We start from the raw sequence: 15,379 nt of genomic DNA on the forward strand, positions 1-15,379 counted from the left end.
CAGGAGGAAATAAAATGTCTAAGATCATCTATACTCCGGACGCACCGGAAGCATTAGGTCCTTATTCGCAGGCAGTTATAACGGGAGGACTTGTTTTTACGTCAGGACAGATTGCCGTTAATCCGGCGACAAACGCTATTGAAACGCAGGATATCGAAGGCCAGACTATTCAGGTTATGAAAAATCTCGGAACCGTATTAAAGGAAGCGGGCTCGTCGTTTGACAAGGCGGTTAAAACAACCTGCTTTTTAAGAAATATGTCCGATTTTGCCGCGTTCAATAAAATTTACGGAGAATATTTCACTTCTAAACCGGCAAGAAGCTGTGTTTCAGTCAGAGAGCTTCCTAAGAACGTTCTGGTTGAAGTTGAAGTTATTGCGGAAATCTAATATAAAAACAAAAGGACGTTCCTTAAAACAGGACGTCCTTTATTTTATCATATATTAGTCTGTACCCATAATCGCGTCGCCGGCGCCCTCGATTACAGATCCGGCGTCGTCAACTATGTCTTCGCCTGTTGATACAAGGTCGTCCACAAGTCCTTCCGCATCTGTAACAAGATTATTGCCTATGCCGCCGTTCCCGTTATTTCTGTCATTACCATTATTGTTATCGGTATTACCGGTGTTTCCGTTATTGCCTTGCGCACCGTTTTCTCCGGCAGCGTCCATAGAAGCGTCGGTCGCTGAATTAAGACCGGAGGTTTCATCAACCGCCATAGTAGGAGCTTCTGTTGTGCCATTAGCGCCTGAGTTCTTATCCTTATCTCCGCAGGCTGTAAACGAACAGCTTATAAGAGCAAGTGAAAATATAATAGGAAGCGTTTTTTTCATTATCTTCAATCCTTTCGTTTTTCTATTGCATTTACTGCAATACATTTTTATTTTTTCCGGTATATTGCAATTTATCCGTATTTAAAGGGGATTTGTTTTGTCAATGGTAATTTTCAATAAAATTTCAGCAAAAAATCACATAGTTTCGCTCTTGAAAGTTTTTCAACAATTTAACAGTCGCTTAACACACATATTCATGGGAAAAACGCGACTTTTGAAGGCATATTCCAAATTTGATTCAACACGTCTTTCAACATAGTGTTGAAAGAGCTGTTTAAAACATAATTGTTTCAACATCCTCAAAGCTTAGCTCGGGATGAAGAGCAAGATTTATTCCCATTGAAATAAGCGCCGAAGAACGCTCTATGAGCCTGTCCACATCTCTGGGAGTAACCATCATGTTAGGAACCTCCGTAACCGCTCTCCTGCCCGTCATTCCCTCAACAATCGTGTACATATCCACAACCGTCGGAACTCCCGCGGCTATGACGGGTATTCCAAGCGTGGCTTCAGAAAGCTCCTTACGCTTGTTGGCGACGCCGCTGCCGGGAGATATGCCAGAATCGGAAAGCTGTATAGTCGTTCCCAGACGGCTGATATCCGAGCAGGCGAGAGCATCCACCGCTATAACGCAGGAGGGCTTTAGCTTTTCCAGCAGGCCCTCGATTATTTCAGCGGTTTCAATTCCAGTCTGTCCAAGTACACCGCTTGCCATAACGCTTACCTGCCTGAGCCCTGACAAAAACTCGTCCTCCGAGCCTAATTCCTCCCGCAGATGCCTTGTGGCAAGCACCCTTGAAGCCGCCTGAGGTCCTAACGCGTCCGGCGTTATATCGTTGTTTCCCAGCCCTATAACTAACGCAGGTCCCTTTGGGACAAGCTGTGAAAGCTCCTCAGAAAGCTCGCAGGCCATATCCTTGAAGCTTTCGGAGAAACGTCCCAAAGGCGCGCCCTCAAGCGTTATATAGCGTCCCTTTTTCTTTCCTATGGGAACTCCGTGCCGGTCCTCGGCAATTTTAATTTCCGTTACCTTAAAGGCTTTTCCCCTTGAAATTTTCGTTATACCGTCTCTGACCTTAGTGGCGTTGACGCTTTCAAGAGCAAGGTCTGTTCTAATATTCATGTAAATTCGGCTCCCGTATCTATAAACTTGTGCATTATGCTTTAAATCAACGCTTTAATTTTGTTGTTTTATTTGTATTTTACCTATTGCATTTTAACGCTTAAAATGGTAAAATAATTATTAGCGTTGGTGCAGCTTGACTGCGCCGTCCGGATGATCATTACGTCCGGATCTGAAAAGCGGCGGTCGTGTCCTGCTTTTAATAGCATGCGCTGCTTTTATATTATGCTGAATTTTTTGAATTATTACGATAAAATTTGTAAATAATAATTCAGGATATTTCAAATTTAAGGAGGTGCAGAGAATATGCCAAATATTAAATCCGCAATGAAGAGAGTAAAGGTTAATAAGACTAAAGCGGCAGCAAACAAGTCAAGAAAATCAAATCTTAAAACTATTCTCAAGAATGCAGACGCAGCTTGTACAGCAAATTCAGCTGACAAGGCAGACGCAATCAGAGTTGCAATAAAGAAGGTTGATCAGGCAGCAGCTAAGGGACTTATGCACAAAAACTGTGCGGCAAGAAAAAAATCTCAGCTTGCTAAGAAGCTTAACGCGGCCGGCTGATAATTTAAGTAATCAGATTAAATACATGACAGCATATCAATAGGATATGCTGTTTTTGTTTTATTTAAACTTTATGTAAATTAATTAACGTAATGCAGAATCCGCAATTCTATCGGCAACAATTTTTAGAATATTACACTTTTTTTCAATTTCTCCATCAAAGTCATATTCATAACCCTTCATATTTTCCTTGCGGTAGTTATGGCTTTCAAGCGAAGTTATAATAGCCCAGTAAACAGCTTCAATTTCTGGCAGCCTAAATTCAATATTATATGTAGCTTGTCCGTTTTGGATAAGGGTTGGGTTTATATAGGTCATAATTTTTTTACCGTTTCTTGTTTTTACTGATTTAGAAGTAACATAAAGTGAAAATCTGCTTCCTATTCTCAAATCCTTAGCTGCTCCCTCATATATTAAAAGATCATACCCATCCTCTTTTCTATCTTCCCTTATAATTTTAAGATAATTTCCGGTTTTACCGATAACGATTCCGTTTATTAATTTTATGCCCATTTTAAAATTACACTCCAATATTTCTTAAAATTTGTTTTAAAAGCATAATTTATACACTATAATACAATATATATTGATTTACATCTAATACACTTTTCTTCTTTTCTATGTTAAAATAATAATAGGAAGTGAAGTGTAGTATGAAATTACAACATTTAGATAAATATAAAAGATTAGGCTTAAAAATAAGTTATTATAGAAAAGTAAAGGGAATGACACAAGAGCAATTAGCCGAAGAACTTGGTAAAAGTCTTTCTTTTATAGGCGCTGTCGAAGCGCCGAATATTGATAGAACAATATCATTAGATACCCTTTTTGATATTTCTGATGTTTTAGAAATACCGGCATCAAAATTATTAGATACTGAATAACACTAACGTTAAATATTACGTTAGTGTTTTATTTTTTCTCAATGCATAAATTATTGCTTTTTATACAATAATTATTGTACCACCCACAATTTAAATTGTCAAGATATTTTGGTAAAATTAAATACAGAAAGTGGGCGAGGATATGAAACAGGAGCATTTAGATAAATATAAGAAATTAGGTTTAAAAATAAGCTATTATAGAAAAATAAACGGCTTAACACAATTACAATTTGCGGAAAAAATTGATAAAAGTCTATCATTTGTTGGGGCAGTTGAAGCTCCTAATATAAACAGAACAATATCGTTAGATACTCTTTTTGATATTGCAGATGTTTTGAAAATTCCACCTTATCTTTTGTTGAAAAATGATTAATATTCTTATAAAACATAGGAGCATTTCCCATCCGAGATATGTAAGCTTTTAATGGGAGTCAATTTAGTTAGCTTTATAATTTAATGTATAAAATTTGCCGCTTTATGCGGCATAAGCGGTCCGGCGGCGTTTGAGCCGGCGCATTTCTTTGTTTCGTTTCTTTGTGCGAGCAAAGAAATGAAAAATAACTTTTACTATGCTTTTCGTAAAAGCAATTACTTAGCTTTTTAAAAAGCTAAATAAAGGAACGCCCTCTATCGCAGGGCGTTCCCTCTTTTCAAACAGTCCGTAAGGACTATTTGAAAATTCACCCTTTGCGGAGCTCCTCTAAGGCAAGGCTTTCCGCCCTCTGCGGAGGGCGTCCAAGGCTCCGCCTTTGGAATCCGCAAGCTTTGAAAAGCTTGACCAAACTTTTATTTTGCTTTTTAAAAAAGCTAAAATGCTTACCCGTATTGACTTTTTTTACAGTTTAGAGTAAAATAAAATAGAATGATTTTAAACTGTGAAAGGATGCGCTTAAATGTTATCTAATAAAGAGAAATCAATGGACAAAATCGTCGACCTATGCAAATCCAAGGGATTTGTTTACCCCGGCTCTGAAATTTACGGCGGTCTTGCTAATACCTGGGATTACGGTCCGCTTGGCGTTGAGCTGAAAAATAATATCAAAAAAGCTTGGCTTAAAAAATTCGTTCAGGAAAATAAATATAACGTTGGACTCGACAGCGCTATTCTGATGAATCCTCAGACATGGGTTGCGTCGGGTCATATAGGCGGCTTCTCAGATCCTTTGATGGACTGTAAGGAATGCAAAACCCGCCACAGAGCTGACAATCTTATTGAGGATTTCGACGGTACAAACGTCGTCGGCTGGTCAAACGAACAGATGACCGACTATATCAGAGATCACGAAATCTGCTGTCCTAACTGCGGAAAATCCAATTTTACTGATATAAGACAGTTTAATCTTATGTTCAAGACGTTTCAGGGAGTTACAGAGGATACAAAATCCGAGCTTTATCTCCGTCCTGAAACCGCTCAGGGTATATTCGTAAACTTTTCAAATATCCAGCGTACTACCAGAAAAAAAATCCCCTTCGGCGTTGCTCAGGTAGGCAAATCCTTCCGTAATGAGATTACTCCGGGAAACTTTATTTTCCGCGTCCGTGAATTTGAACAGATGGAGCTTGAATTTTTCTGTAAGCCCGGTACAGACCTTGAATGGTTTGAATATTGGAGAAGCTTCTGCCGAAACTTCCTAATCAGCCTTGGACTGAAAGAAGAAAACCTCCGCCTTAGAGATCATTCTCCCGAGGAGCTTTGTTTCTATTCAAAGGCAACGACTGACTTCGAATATCTTTTCCCGTTCGGCTGGGGAGAACTTTGGGGCGTTGCCGACAGAACGGACTACGACCTTACCCAGCATATCAAAACAAGCGGAAAATCGCTTGAATACTTTGATCCTGAAACTAATGAAAAATACATACCTTACGTTATCGAGCCTTCCCTCGGTGTTGAAAGATTGTTCCTTTCTATTGTTACAGAAGCCTACGACGAGGAGGAGCTTATCTCAACGGACAAAAACGGCAACGAAAAGAAGGAAGTCAGAACAGTTATGCGACTTCACCCGGCTCTTGCGCCTTACAAGGCAGCAGTCCTTCCGTTAGTTAAAAAGCTCACTCCAAAGGCTGAAGAGGTATTTGAAATGCTTTCAAAGAAGTTTATGGTTACCTTCGATGAAACGGGTACAATAGGAAAGAGATACCGCCGTCAGGACGAAATAGGAACGCCCTTCTGCATTACCTACGACTTCGACACACTTGAAAACGACGGCTGTGTAACAGTACGCGACAGAGATACGATGGAACAGGAAAGAATCAGGATAGAAGAGCTTGAAAACTATTTAAACAAAAAAACAGAATTCTGATGTTAATTAAAAAGGACGGTTAAGCCGTCCTTTTTTACTTCCATAAAACAAAAAAACGGCGGTTAAAGACGGATGGTCATATAGAAGTAAATCCCAAAAAGAAAAATCTTTTTGGGATTTTTTATGTAACACTGTTTGATAAACTGAAATTTGATTTATAATTTTTCAATTGGAAAACACATATAATTCTGACCTGTTTTTATATCTGTGAAATCGTGTACTGCACCAACAAGTTTATATCCGTGTTCTTCTAAATATTTTAAACCATTAGGAAATGTATCCAAATCATCGCAACGAATTTTTATATATTTAAACCCAGGTACTGTCCATTTAACCCATCCTTCAGGAGCCAGAGCCTCATCCAAACATTCAGCACCTGCAAGGTATTTACCACGAGTGAAGTTGTTTTCCCACGGCATAAAACTCATAGAAAAATCGCTCATAGCACCCCAACAAGCCAAAGGTTTTTCTTCATCATCTCTTTTTACCAAATTGGAGATTTCATTGAAATGTGTATTTGCTTCATTCCACAATTTCTGAATGAAACCTGTTCCCATATCAGTAGAGCCTTCTTTTCCTATTACGCAAAAGCTGTCTTTATTAATTATTTCAATATGCATAGTATTACTCTCCAAGTTCTGATTTATCGCTTAGCTTATTATAGCGGAAATCTGCTGAAAAATCAATAGCGTAACAAACGCAAAGGCACTTCTGACATGAATATCAAAAGCGCCTTTATTATACTTCTTTATCGACCGCCCGCTAAACCGCCGTTTTATTTATCTTTGCTCACAAATAAGCTTAATAGCCGTTCTTTCCTCGCCGTCTATCTGAATATTAGCAAACGCAGGAATACAGATTAAGTCTACTCCGATAGGAGCTAAGTAACCCCTTGCAATAGCTATAGACTTAATTGCCTGATTTGCAGCGCCCGCGCCCACTGCCTGAACCTCAACTGCTCTTTGTTCACGAATTACTCCTGCGATCGCTCCTGCAACTGAATTGGGAGAGGAGTGTGATGAAACCTTTAAAATTTCCATTGTTTTGACCTCCATGAAAATAGCTGATCTGTTTAATACTGATAATAATAACCATATATTAAGCTGGTTTTAATACACATTCATTATACAACATTCGGATTTGTTTTTCAATAGCCAGCTTTAAAAATTGTGAATTATCTCTCAATTATTCTTGTAATTTTAGTACATTTGCCCACTTTTTCATCAAACGTTACTACAACTCCGTTAATAAAACAGGGAGTTTCAGCCTCTTTGAACCTGACAGGAAACTTAAACCGCAGCTTATCCACAGCCGGTTTTACATCTACGCCAAGCACCGATATTTCAGGGCCTGTCATGCCGGCGTCGGTTATATAGCCCGTATGTCCGTCAATTATAGCTTCATCAGACGTCTGGACATGAGTATGCGTCCCCATAACGGCGGTCGCCTTTCCGGAAAGAAAATAGCCCATCGCTTTTTTTTCAGCAGTTGCTTCGGCATGAAAATCCACAAAAATATTGGGCGTTCCTATATCCTTTAAAATATTTTCTGCCACAGTAAAAGGATTATCAAGCGGCTCCATATAAACGGTACCCATAAGATTTACCACAGCCGCCTTATAAGAGCCCATATCTATAATGCACAGTCCTCTTCCTGCACAGCCCTCCGGATAATTGGCAGGTCTTATTATATACTCCTCATCGTATATAGCCAAGGAATCACGTCGTTTATAACAGTGATTGCCGGTTGTTATAACGTCGGCTCCGCAGTTGTTTTTTATAAGTCCCGCTGAATAAGCGGTTATTCCGTTCCCCTGCGCAGAGTTTTCTCCGTTAATTACGGTTATATCCACTGAGTATTTTTTTTTCATACTGTATATTCGTGACGCCAGAAAATCGCAGCCGCTTTTTCCGACAACATCGCCTATAAATAATAAATTTTTCATAATAGCCTTTCAATATTAAATAACAGCTCCCGCGTGACGAGTTACATGACAGCCTATATTTACCGCTACAGGAAGCCCTGCAATATGAGTCGGCGCTTCCTCAATATTAACGCAAAGAGCAGTGATTAATCCTCCGAAGCCTTGAGGACCTATACCCAAGCGGTTTATATTTTCAAGCATAGCCTTTTCCAAATCCGCGTAAAGCTTTTTTGAATTTCTGACAGAAACGTCCCGGCATAAGGCCTTTTTAGCGAGATAAGCGCAGTATTCAAAATTTCCGCCGATACCTACGCCTACAACCATAGGGGGACATGGATTGCTTCCGGCTCCGGACACGGTTTCGGTAACAAAATTCACTATATCATCCGTCGCGGCAGACGGCGTAAACATCTTAAGCGCCGACATATTTTCGCTTCCGAAACCCTTTGGACACACATCTATTTTAACCCTGTCTCCCGAAACTATTCTCGTATGTATAACTGCCGGCGTATTATCTCCCGTATTTACCCTCTCCAGCGGATCGCCTACGACAGAGCAGCGCAGAAACCCCTCTGTATAGCCTCTGGAAACTCCCGCGTTTACCGCCTGCTCGAATTCCCCGCCTGTAAAATGCACGTCCTGTCCGATTTCTGCAAATATAACCGCCATTCCGGTATCCTGACATATCGGTATATTTTCCTCGTCAGCCGCCCTGAGATTGGCTTTCAGATCGTCAAAAACATTAATTCCGGCCGGAGATATTTCTTCCTCAGCAGCCTCTTTAATTCTTTTTTCCAGACTTGACGGAAGATGTATATTTGCCTTGATACACAGATCCCTTACGGTATTTTCTATAGCCTTGACATTTATTTCCCGCATGCTTTTAAGTCATTCCCTTCGGTAAAAATAATTAAAGCGCCGGTTCTGCGGCGCAGCCCTTTATTATATCAGATATTTCAGGGACGCCCCGTCTGTGAAGCGTCCCTTTATAAATCAGTGAATAGCGTTAATAAGATCGCCTATTAGCGGCAGCTTCTTAGCCTTGCCCTGTGCGGCGTTTACAATACCGATTATCATTAACGCCAGGACGGCTATGCTGAGAACCATCCAGACAAGCCACGAAATAACATCGCCTATAAATGGTATCCAGCCTATTACAAAGCCTATAAACTTATTTACGATTGCCGCAGCAGCAGCAAATATAGTAAGAATCAGTCCCTGATTCGCATTAAATTTGGCATACGGCGAATGGCCGGCCGCAAGCCACGTAATCAGAAACAGCACCGGTATGTAAGCTACGATAGAAAGCGCCTTATTCTGATTTATGTCATTTGTGTCATACATTCCGGTCAGATCGTCCGAATCAAAATTATTTGACATTATATATCAACCTCTTTCATAGTGATGTTTTTATCATATCATATCGCGGCGTATTTTTCTATAAGAAATAAGCAATTCTACATAACAGACAATTTTCACCGTAGAATTTTGTGTATTATTTATGTTTTCTATCAAGCTCGCTGATCGCAGTGATAAATCCCTCCACGCTTGTAAAGGCCTTATAGACTGAAGCAAACCGAATATAAGCTACGTCGTCGACATCCTTCAAAAGCTCCAGAGTCATGTTTCCAATCTCCTCGGAGGTAGTCTGGCTTATCATAGCGTTAGCAAAATGATTCTCAACGTCCTCAGCTATCTTATTTACCCTTTCAATATTAACCGGTCGCTTTTTTATAGCGTTGAAAATTCCTCTCATAAGCTTATTGCGGTCAAAGGGTTCAAACGTTCCGTCTTTTTTTATCACCATAAGCATAGGACGCTCTATTATTTCAAAGGTAGTAAAACGTCTCCCGCATTTTCCGCACTCGCGCCGCCTGCGTTTTTTACGCTCCATCGAGCGTGAATCTATGATCTTTGTATCCTCGTTTCCGCAGTAAGGACATTGCATAGCTTGTTTCCTTCCTTTATTCAGAGTTTTCCTATCATACTCACCAGAGTATTATAATTGTTAACCAGATCTGAAATACCCTCAAAATTACTCCTATAAAGCTCAAGCATAACCGAACAGTCGGGAGAATTTTCATTTAGCATAGATAAAAACTTTCTTATATTAAATCTCCCCCTGCCAATTTGCAGGCAATCTCCCAGTTCGCCGTGATCGCTGATATGAACATGAACGATATGACTTCCCAGTGTACGAAGAATATCGAAGTTACTTTCGCCGGCTCTTACAGACTGCTTTGTATCCAGTACAAATTTTGCGTCGCCGCCCAAGTTTCTTACCATATCCTTCATAAACGACAGAGAACCGCTGACGCATCGCGCAACATTTTCCTGCGCGACTGTTATGCCGAATTCCCTGCCTGTTTCAGCTAAACGACTAAAGCTTTCATAGTAAATCTCCTTGGATATATCCGGTATTTTCTTGTTTCCGTGAAAAATAAAAATTTCAGCCCCGAGTATATTCATCGCCTCAAAATACTTTTTGTAAAATTCCAGCATATCGTCTACCCGTCGTTTATAACCTGAAAAAAACATCATTGGCTCCATAGCGCAGGTAAACGGATGAAGCGAACGGCAGGTTACTTCAAACTGCTTCAGCGTAGATGCAAGACCGTTTATATAATTCCTTTCAAGCTCACTGCCGGTATTCACGAAAATTTCGGTATGAGCAATGCCGTTAAGCGCCAGGTCATAAACCGATTCCTCGAGCAGCTTAGGATAAAGGCACGCAGTTGAAACTCCCGCCCTCATTGCTCAGATCACCTCAATTCATACTATATATTATAACAAAAAAAGGACATAATTTCAATCCCCGCAGTAAATTTTTTAGACCGAAAATATATTTAAAGATAAAAATACTGTTCATATAATAAAATGAACAGTATTTATAGCTAATAATTCAAATTTTGTAAAATTCGTCGCGTTTTTTCTTATTTCTGATCAGAATAACGGAAATAACCGAAATTGCCGCCACAGCGATTACGCCGACAACGATCAAGGTTATAATGTAAGGCAGATCCTTGTTTCCGTCCAGATATTCAATGGAAATTCTGTTGCTTTTCGCATATTTCCTTGCGGCGGTTTCATAATTTGCCTTTATCTCAAAACCGTCAAGCCTGTGAAATTCACCGTCGTCATCGTCGGTAAATCCTAAAGCATATTCCCCTATAGCTTCAACTCCGTCAGGTATAGTTACGCTTTTAAGAGACGTACATTCCAAAAAAGCATAGTCGCCGATCGTGGTTACGTTCTGAGGAATTTCTATGCTTTTAAGCGACGAGCAGTCACAGAATATGCTTCCCGGCAGTTCAGTAAGCTTACTTGAAAGAGTTATACTCTTTAGGGCGGTGCAATTTGAAAAAGCGGCTTCTCCTACCGCCTCGACGCTGTCCGGCATAACTATATTTTCTAAAAATGGATTGTCAAAAAATGCGCCTGACGGTATGTATTGCACCGAATCGGGTATAGTAAAATCAGTAAGATTTTTTCCCATCGGAAATATTTCAAGAATAGTTTCGTCCTTTGAATAAAGTATGCCGTCAGTTTCCTTAAAATAAAGACTGTCGGGAGATACTTCAAAACGTTCCAAATCCTCGCAGCCCAAAAACGACAAGGAGCCTATCGAGGTCAGAGAAGCAGGAATACTCACATTCTTGATTCCTCTGCAATAATAAAACGACATTGAACCGAGAGTTTCAAGACCTTCCCACAGCTTTAACGAATCTCCCAGATTGGAATATGCAAAAGCGTAATCTTCTACCGAACGTACTGATTCAGGAATTTCAAGACCGCTGAGATTGTCGCAGTAGCTGAATGCATAAGCGCCTATCGACTCTACCGTATCCGGTATTTCCAAATCCTTTAAGCTGGAACAAGCGGCAAAGCACTGAGCCGGTATCTCCGTAATACCGGAGGGAAGCTTGACAGACTCAAGCAATTCGCAGGACGCAAAGGCGGAAGTACCTATATAAGAAACCTCATCTGAAATTTCCACCGACCTAAGCTTGTCCCTTTCAGCAAAAGCGCCGTCGTATATACCCAATATTCTATATCCGTCTATTTCTCCGCCTATGCTTACAGACGTTGCGTTTATGCTGCACGCGGTTATATATACTCCGCCCTCAGCCTTATTATAGGTAAGTATTTCATCGGTAAACGTTTCTCCCTCAACAAGCTCAGGAGCGGCAGAAGAAACTGTAGACGATTCATCGCTTGCATCCTCGGCATAAGCTGCGGGTAAAAGGGTTAACGCTGCCGCGGCAACCGAGAGCAGAGCAAAAAGACTTTTTTTCGGGGCAATTTTCATTATTCATCCTCCGTATAGTTATTTTCTTCGGATTCCTCTTCCCCGTCCTCTTTATCTTTTAACGATTTTCTTTTCTTTATAATTATAACTGCTGCAATTACAGCAGCAACCGCCAAAACGCCGCCTATGCAAATCAGAACTATAGCTCTTTTTGAAAAAGTCTGATTTTCAGCTTTTTCATCAGAACCGGCAGCTTCATCTTCGTCAAGCGCTAAAAACGTAACCTCGTTTTCCTGACAGTAGGTCTGAGCGTAGCTTCCCTCGTAGCCCATTACCACAAAATCCTCGTCAAGTATTATCTCGTCGTTTTCATTTGTATAAAATCCGAACGCACTGTATCCGATTGCCGTTATGGTCGGGGGGATTTTAATCGAAGTCATTCCGGTAGACGCGAAAGCAGCCTGTCCTATTTCAGTCAGCGTTATCGGAAAATCAATCAGTTCAAGGGATTCGCATTTATAAAACGCGGCATCGCCTATTTTCTGAAGATTCGCAGGAAGCGTAACGTCTTTAAGAGAAGTACAGCCGGAAAAAACAAACTTACCCAGAGCTGAAACCGAATCGGGGAACGTTATGGATTCCAGAGACGTGCACTCGGAAAAAACAAAATTGCCGATATACTCCAGACTATCCGGAAAATTTATTTCCTTAAGCTCAGAGCACATTGCAAACGCGCTGGAGTTTATCGCTACTATGCCATCTGCAAGCGTATACTTCTCCGGATTTTTTCCCGTAGGATAAGCCATTATCGCAAGACCGTCTTTCCCCACAAGAGCGCCGTCGCTGTCGGAGGTATAAATAGGGTTATTTTCATTTACCTTGAATTCCATAAGAGAAGTGCAGCCGTAGAAGGGATAATAACCGAAATCCGCAAGATTTTCAGATATAGTTATCTCAGTTATTTTGTCATTCAGATAAAAGGTCTTATTACCCAGCCCCTTTACCTTATAGCCGTCTATTTCCTCAGGAATCTCCACCTTTTCGGCGTCCCCTGTATATTCCTCCAGAAAAGCAACGTCGCTTCCGTCGTCATAAACCTTAACGGAATATTTATAATCGCCGCTGGTGATATAATCACTATCCTCCGAAGCTTCGTCCTCCGTATCAATCACATCCGCGTCGCCGTCAATATCCTCTTCAGCAGCGGAGGAAAATGTATAACAGCTTAATGCTGCCGCACCGGAAATAATTACCGCCGCTATTCTTTTTATTAATTTCATATAAGCTCTCCATCATTTTTTCCGCTGCGGAAAAATCTTTTCCCGCAGCAGCATTACTTCATTATTCAACCGTTACGGATTTCGCGAGATTTCTCGGCTTATCAACATCATTGCCCTTCAGGACAGAGGTATAATAAGCGATAAGCTGTAACGGCACCACAGCCGCCATCGGCATAAGTATATCGTCTATATCCGGCAGACCGAACTTATAATCCGCCGCGTCAGCGTCCGGTTCATAACCGCTGCGGCATATCATTATTACCTTTGCGCCTCTTGCCTTGACTTCTTTTATATTGCTTACAGTTTTTTCCAAAAGCGCTTTTTGAGTCGCTACAGCAATAACCGGCATTCCGTCGGATATCAAAGATATGGTTCCGTGCTTTAGCTCTCCTGCCGCATATGATTCTGAATGAATATAGGAGATTTCCTTTAGTTTAAGCGAGCCCTCCATGCTAAGCGCATAATCCAGGCCTCTGCCTATATAAAGAAGACTGTCGGCAGTTATAAGCGAGGAAGCTATATACTGCGTATCCTCCTTATTATCAAGAATTTCAGCTATATATTCAGGCATTTCCTGAAGAAGGCGGGTAAGCCGGCGGCACTCCTTCTCGTCTATCGCGCCGACAGCAAGCGCAAGCTCAAACGCTATAAGGTACATGACTGCAATCTGCACCATATAAGCCTTTGTGGAGGCTACGGCAATTTCCGGACCCGCATGGGTATATATTAGCATATCCGCTTCCCTTGCTATAGAGCTTCCCTTTGCATTTACAATCGCAAGGGTTTCAGCCCCCAGCTTTTTAGACAGTCTCATCGCCGCAAGACTATCCGCCGTTTCTCCGGACTGGGAAATAATAATCACAAGATCCTTATTAGTAATCAAAGGATCGCGGTATCTGAATTCTGACGCAATATCGACAACAACGGGAACTCTTGCAAGCTTTTCGATAACATATTTTCCAACCATCCCCGCATGCATAGCCGTACCGCAGGCAACAATGTAAATCTGATTAAAGTTTTTAAGCTTTTGCGGAGTTATTCCGCATTCCTCAAGATTAGGCAGTCCGTCGGTTATTCTGGGAGTAATCGTAGTCTTGACAGCAGAGGGCTGCTCGTGAATTTCCTTGAGCATAAAATGCTCATAGCCGCCCTTTTCAGCCGCGTCCATATCCCAGTCGGCAGTTTTAAGCTCCTTCGCTATTTTCTGCTTGTGCTTGTCATATACGCTGACGCCGCTGTTATCAAGTACCGCTATCTCGTCGTGCTCAAGCAGATAATAATCCTTCGTATATTTAAGAATTGCGGGAACGTCCGACGCAATAAAGCTTTCGCCCTCGCCCACTCCGACTATCAGAGGGCTTTCACGTCTTACCGCATAGACCGTATCCTTAAAATCAGAAAATACAATTCCCAGTGCAAACGAGCCTTCAAGCTCATTCATGGTTTTTATAATCGTATCAAGGGGATTTCCCTCATAGTAATAATCAAGAAGCTGAGCCACTACCTCGGTGTCCGTTTCACTCTGAAACTCGCGTCCCGAAGCAATCAGAAAATCCTTCAGGGCTTTATAATTTTCTATTATTCCATTATGTACTATTGTAACTCTTTTTCCGCTGTGGGGATGAGAATTAACGTCCGAAGGCTCTCCGTGGGTAGCCCATCTTGTATGACCGATGCCCGCATGACCGCCCGGCTTTTCGGTATTATTCATCTTATCAACAAGATCCTTTAGTCTGCCCTTGGATTTTGCAACCTTTATTTCTCCGCCGTCAAAAACGGCGATTCCAGCCGAATCATAGCCTCTGTATTCAAGCTTGGAAAGCGCGTCGATCAAAACGTCGGTGCATTCCCTGGGTCCTACATATCCAACTATTCCGCACATATATATTGTTTGATCTGCCGTTAAAGCAAATCTACTCCTTTCGCCTGTTTATAAGTTTTCCGGCTTAATGTTCATTTAAAAAACGAACTTGTTTACAGTTTATTATATCACAGCGTCAAGAAAATTGCAATATATTTTGCTTTTCATATATGGTAAATGTGTGAAAAACTGCTAAAAAACAGCCGATAACCCCTGCTTCGTTTATATTTTTAATTACGTTTTCTAATATTCTAAGCTTTACCGTTATTAAAAAGTGTTGTAATAAACAAACAAATTTACCTCCATCTATTTCATTTTAAGGAAAAATCTGATATAATAATTGTATATGCTTAAACTC

The 15,379-nt window shown here is 40.9% G+C and carries 18 protein-coding genes; 5 read left to right on the top strand and 13 right to left on the bottom strand.

Translation table 11 applies throughout. From position 1 onward, the window contains the following. Positions 1 to 14: 14 nt before the first annotated feature. Complete coding sequence (locus tag ACYQ0N_RS13875) at positions 15 to 389, top strand: RidA family protein (RefSeq protein ID WP_460163026.1); 375 nt, start codon at positions 15 to 17, stop codon at positions 387 to 389. A gap of 54 nt (positions 390 to 443) precedes the next feature. On the opposite strand, the gene ACYQ0N_RS13880 is transcribed toward ACYQ0N_RS13875, so the two are convergent. Beyond that, positions 444 to 833 carry a hypothetical protein gene (locus ACYQ0N_RS13880; RefSeq protein ID WP_177532751.1) on the bottom strand — a complete coding sequence of 130 codons (390 nt, stop codon included), beginning with the start codon at positions 831 to 833 and terminating at the stop codon, positions 444 to 446. Between the two features lie 274 nt (positions 834 to 1,107). Continuing rightward, the gene (gene gpr, locus ACYQ0N_RS13885; RefSeq protein ID WP_460163027.1) at positions 1,108 to 1,956 is read right to left on the bottom strand and encodes a GPR endopeptidase; all 849 of its coding nucleotides are present in this window, start codon (positions 1,954 to 1,956) and stop codon (positions 1,108 to 1,110) included. Between the two features lie 306 nt (positions 1,957 to 2,262). Between gpr and rpsT the strand changes: the two genes are divergently transcribed. Then, the gene (gene rpsT, locus ACYQ0N_RS13890) at positions 2,263 to 2,523 is read left to right on the top strand and encodes a 30S ribosomal protein S20 (protein ID WP_460163028.1); all 261 of its coding nucleotides are present in this window, start codon (positions 2,263 to 2,265) and stop codon (positions 2,521 to 2,523) included. Between the two features lie 84 nt (positions 2,524 to 2,607). Here rpsT and ACYQ0N_RS13895 read toward each other — a convergent pair whose 3' ends face one another. Then, the gene (locus ACYQ0N_RS13895) at positions 2,608 to 3,036 is read right to left on the bottom strand and encodes a hypothetical protein (RefSeq protein ID WP_177532754.1); all 429 of its coding nucleotides are present in this window, start codon (positions 3,034 to 3,036) and stop codon (positions 2,608 to 2,610) included. A 140-nt stretch (positions 3,037 to 3,176) separates the two neighbouring features. Between ACYQ0N_RS13895 and ACYQ0N_RS13900 the strand changes: the two genes are divergently transcribed. The 3 genes from ACYQ0N_RS13900 to ACYQ0N_RS13910 all read left to right on the top strand — a co-directional run bounded on the left by ACYQ0N_RS13900 (position 3,177) and on the right by ACYQ0N_RS13910 (position 5,707). Further along, positions 3,177 to 3,407, top strand: a complete 231-nt coding sequence (locus ACYQ0N_RS13900) for a helix-turn-helix domain-containing protein (RefSeq protein ID WP_177532755.1) — start codon at positions 3,177 to 3,179, stop codon at positions 3,405 to 3,407. A 142-nt stretch (positions 3,408 to 3,549) separates the two neighbouring features. Continuing rightward, positions 3,550 to 3,780 carry a helix-turn-helix domain-containing protein gene (locus ACYQ0N_RS13905; protein WP_177532756.1) on the top strand — a complete coding sequence of 77 codons (231 nt, stop codon included), beginning with the start codon at positions 3,550 to 3,552 and terminating at the stop codon, positions 3,778 to 3,780. A gap of 520 nt (positions 3,781 to 4,300) precedes the next feature. Then, complete coding sequence (locus ACYQ0N_RS13910) at positions 4,301 to 5,707, top strand: glycine--tRNA ligase (protein WP_460163029.1); 1,407 nt, start codon at positions 4,301 to 4,303, stop codon at positions 5,705 to 5,707. A 155-nt stretch (positions 5,708 to 5,862) separates the two neighbouring features. On the opposite strand, the gene ACYQ0N_RS13915 is transcribed toward ACYQ0N_RS13910, so the two are convergent. The 10 genes from ACYQ0N_RS13915 to glmS form a co-directional block, all read right to left on the bottom strand. After that, on the bottom strand, positions 5,863 to 6,327 hold the full coding sequence (locus ACYQ0N_RS13915; RefSeq protein ID WP_460163030.1) for a GyrI-like domain-containing protein: 465 nt from the start codon (positions 6,325 to 6,327) through the stop codon (positions 5,863 to 5,865). A 159-nt stretch (positions 6,328 to 6,486) separates the two neighbouring features. After that, positions 6,487 to 6,747: a stage V sporulation protein S gene (locus ACYQ0N_RS13920; RefSeq protein ID WP_147642773.1), complete on the bottom strand. Its 261-nt coding sequence runs from the start codon at positions 6,745 to 6,747 to the stop codon at positions 6,487 to 6,489. Positions 6,748 to 6,881: 134 nt separating this feature from the next. Continuing rightward, positions 6,882 to 7,652 (bottom strand): TIGR00282 family metallophosphoesterase, encoded by a 771-nt coding sequence (locus ACYQ0N_RS13925; protein WP_177532758.1) that lies wholly within the window; start codon positions 7,650 to 7,652, stop codon positions 6,882 to 6,884. Positions 7,653 to 7,667: 15 nt separating this feature from the next. Then, positions 7,668 to 8,510: a fumarate hydratase gene (locus ACYQ0N_RS13930; protein ID WP_177532759.1), complete on the bottom strand. Its 843-nt coding sequence runs from the start codon at positions 8,508 to 8,510 to the stop codon at positions 7,668 to 7,670. Positions 8,511 to 8,624: 114 nt separating this feature from the next. After that, complete coding sequence (locus ACYQ0N_RS13935) at positions 8,625 to 9,011, bottom strand: magnetosome magnetite crystal formation protein family (protein WP_460163031.1); 387 nt, start codon at positions 9,009 to 9,011, stop codon at positions 8,625 to 8,627. A 115-nt stretch (positions 9,012 to 9,126) separates the two neighbouring features. Continuing rightward, entirely contained in the window at positions 9,127 to 9,579 is a 453-nt protein-coding gene (gene nrdR, locus ACYQ0N_RS13940; protein WP_177532760.1) for a transcriptional regulator NrdR, read from the bottom strand. A gap of 20 nt (positions 9,580 to 9,599) precedes the next feature. Continuing rightward, positions 9,600 to 10,385: a sugar phosphate isomerase/epimerase family protein gene (locus ACYQ0N_RS13945; protein WP_177532761.1), complete on the bottom strand. Its 786-nt coding sequence runs from the start codon at positions 10,383 to 10,385 to the stop codon at positions 9,600 to 9,602. Between the two features lie 148 nt (positions 10,386 to 10,533). Further along, a complete protein-coding gene (locus ACYQ0N_RS13950) occupies positions 10,534 to 11,940 on the bottom strand; it encodes a leucine-rich repeat domain-containing protein (protein WP_460163032.1) in 1,407 nt (468 codons plus the stop codon). Further along, the gene (locus tag ACYQ0N_RS13955) at positions 11,940 to 13,160 is read right to left on the bottom strand and encodes a leucine-rich repeat domain-containing protein (RefSeq protein ID WP_177532763.1); all 1,221 of its coding nucleotides are present in this window, start codon (positions 13,158 to 13,160) and stop codon (positions 11,940 to 11,942) included. The genes ACYQ0N_RS13950 and ACYQ0N_RS13955 overlap by 1 nt, the downstream gene beginning before the upstream one ends. Before the next feature lie 61 nt (positions 13,161 to 13,221). Beyond that, complete coding sequence (gene glmS / locus ACYQ0N_RS13960; RefSeq protein WP_460163033.1) at positions 13,222 to 15,042, bottom strand: glutamine--fructose-6-phosphate transaminase (isomerizing); 1,821 nt, start codon at positions 15,040 to 15,042, stop codon at positions 13,222 to 13,224. Positions 15,043 to 15,379: the final 337 nt, after the last annotated feature.

It is taken from the genome of Ruminococcus sporogenes, assembly GCF_054655175.1.

What these genes read in the sequence shown, in the direction of transcription:
- ACYQ0N_RS13955 (WP_177532763.1), bottom strand. Translation starts at nt 13,160, where the DNA reads ATGAAATTAATAAAAAGAATAGCGGCGGTAATTATTTCCGGTGCGGCA.
- ACYQ0N_RS13875 (WP_460163026.1), top strand. Translation starts at nt 15, where the DNA reads ATGTCTAAGATCATCTATACTCCGGACGCACCGGAAGCATTAGGTCCT.
- nrdR (WP_177532760.1), bottom strand. Translation starts at nt 9,579, where the DNA reads ATGCAATGTCCTTACTGCGGAAACGAGGATACAAAGATCATAGATTCA.
- ACYQ0N_RS13935 (WP_460163031.1), bottom strand. Translation starts at nt 9,011, where the DNA reads ATGTCAAATAATTTTGATTCGGACGATCTGACCGGAATGTATGACACA.
- ACYQ0N_RS13950 (WP_460163032.1), bottom strand. Translation starts at nt 11,940, where the DNA reads ATGAAAATTGCCCCGAAAAAAAGTCTTTTTGCTCTGCTCTCGGTTGCC.
- ACYQ0N_RS13925 (WP_177532758.1), bottom strand. Translation starts at nt 7,652, where the DNA reads ATGAAAAATTTATTATTTATAGGCGATGTTGTCGGAAAAAGCGGCTGC.
- ACYQ0N_RS13895 (WP_177532754.1), bottom strand. Translation starts at nt 3,036, where the DNA reads ATGGGCATAAAATTAATAAACGGAATCGTTATCGGTAAAACCGGAAAT.
- ACYQ0N_RS13915 (WP_460163030.1), bottom strand. Translation starts at nt 6,327, where the DNA reads ATGCATATTGAAATAATTAATAAAGACAGCTTTTGCGTAATAGGAAAA.
- ACYQ0N_RS13900 (WP_177532755.1), top strand. Translation starts at nt 3,177, where the DNA reads ATGAAATTACAACATTTAGATAAATATAAAAGATTAGGCTTAAAAATA.
- ACYQ0N_RS13880 (WP_177532751.1), bottom strand. Translation starts at nt 833, where the DNA reads ATGAAAAAAACGCTTCCTATTATATTTTCACTTGCTCTTATAAGCTGT.
- ACYQ0N_RS13945 (WP_177532761.1), bottom strand. Translation starts at nt 10,385, where the DNA reads ATGAGGGCGGGAGTTTCAACTGCGTGCCTTTATCCTAAGCTGCTCGAG.
- ACYQ0N_RS13910 (WP_460163029.1), top strand. Translation starts at nt 4,301, where the DNA reads ATGTTATCTAATAAAGAGAAATCAATGGACAAAATCGTCGACCTATGC.
- gpr (WP_460163027.1), bottom strand. Translation starts at nt 1,956, where the DNA reads ATGAATATTAGAACAGACCTTGCTCTTGAAAGCGTCAACGCCACTAAG.
- glmS (WP_460163033.1), bottom strand. Translation starts at nt 15,042, where the DNA reads ATGTGCGGAATAGTTGGATATGTAGGACCCAGGGAATGCACCGACGTT.
- rpsT (WP_460163028.1), top strand. Translation starts at nt 2,263, where the DNA reads ATGCCAAATATTAAATCCGCAATGAAGAGAGTAAAGGTTAATAAGACT.
- ACYQ0N_RS13930 (WP_177532759.1), bottom strand. Translation starts at nt 8,510, where the DNA reads ATGCGGGAAATAAATGTCAAGGCTATAGAAAATACCGTAAGGGATCTG.
- ACYQ0N_RS13920 (WP_147642773.1), bottom strand. Translation starts at nt 6,747, where the DNA reads ATGGAAATTTTAAAGGTTTCATCACACTCCTCTCCCAATTCAGTTGCA.
- ACYQ0N_RS13905 (WP_177532756.1), top strand. Translation starts at nt 3,550, where the DNA reads ATGAAACAGGAGCATTTAGATAAATATAAGAAATTAGGTTTAAAAATA.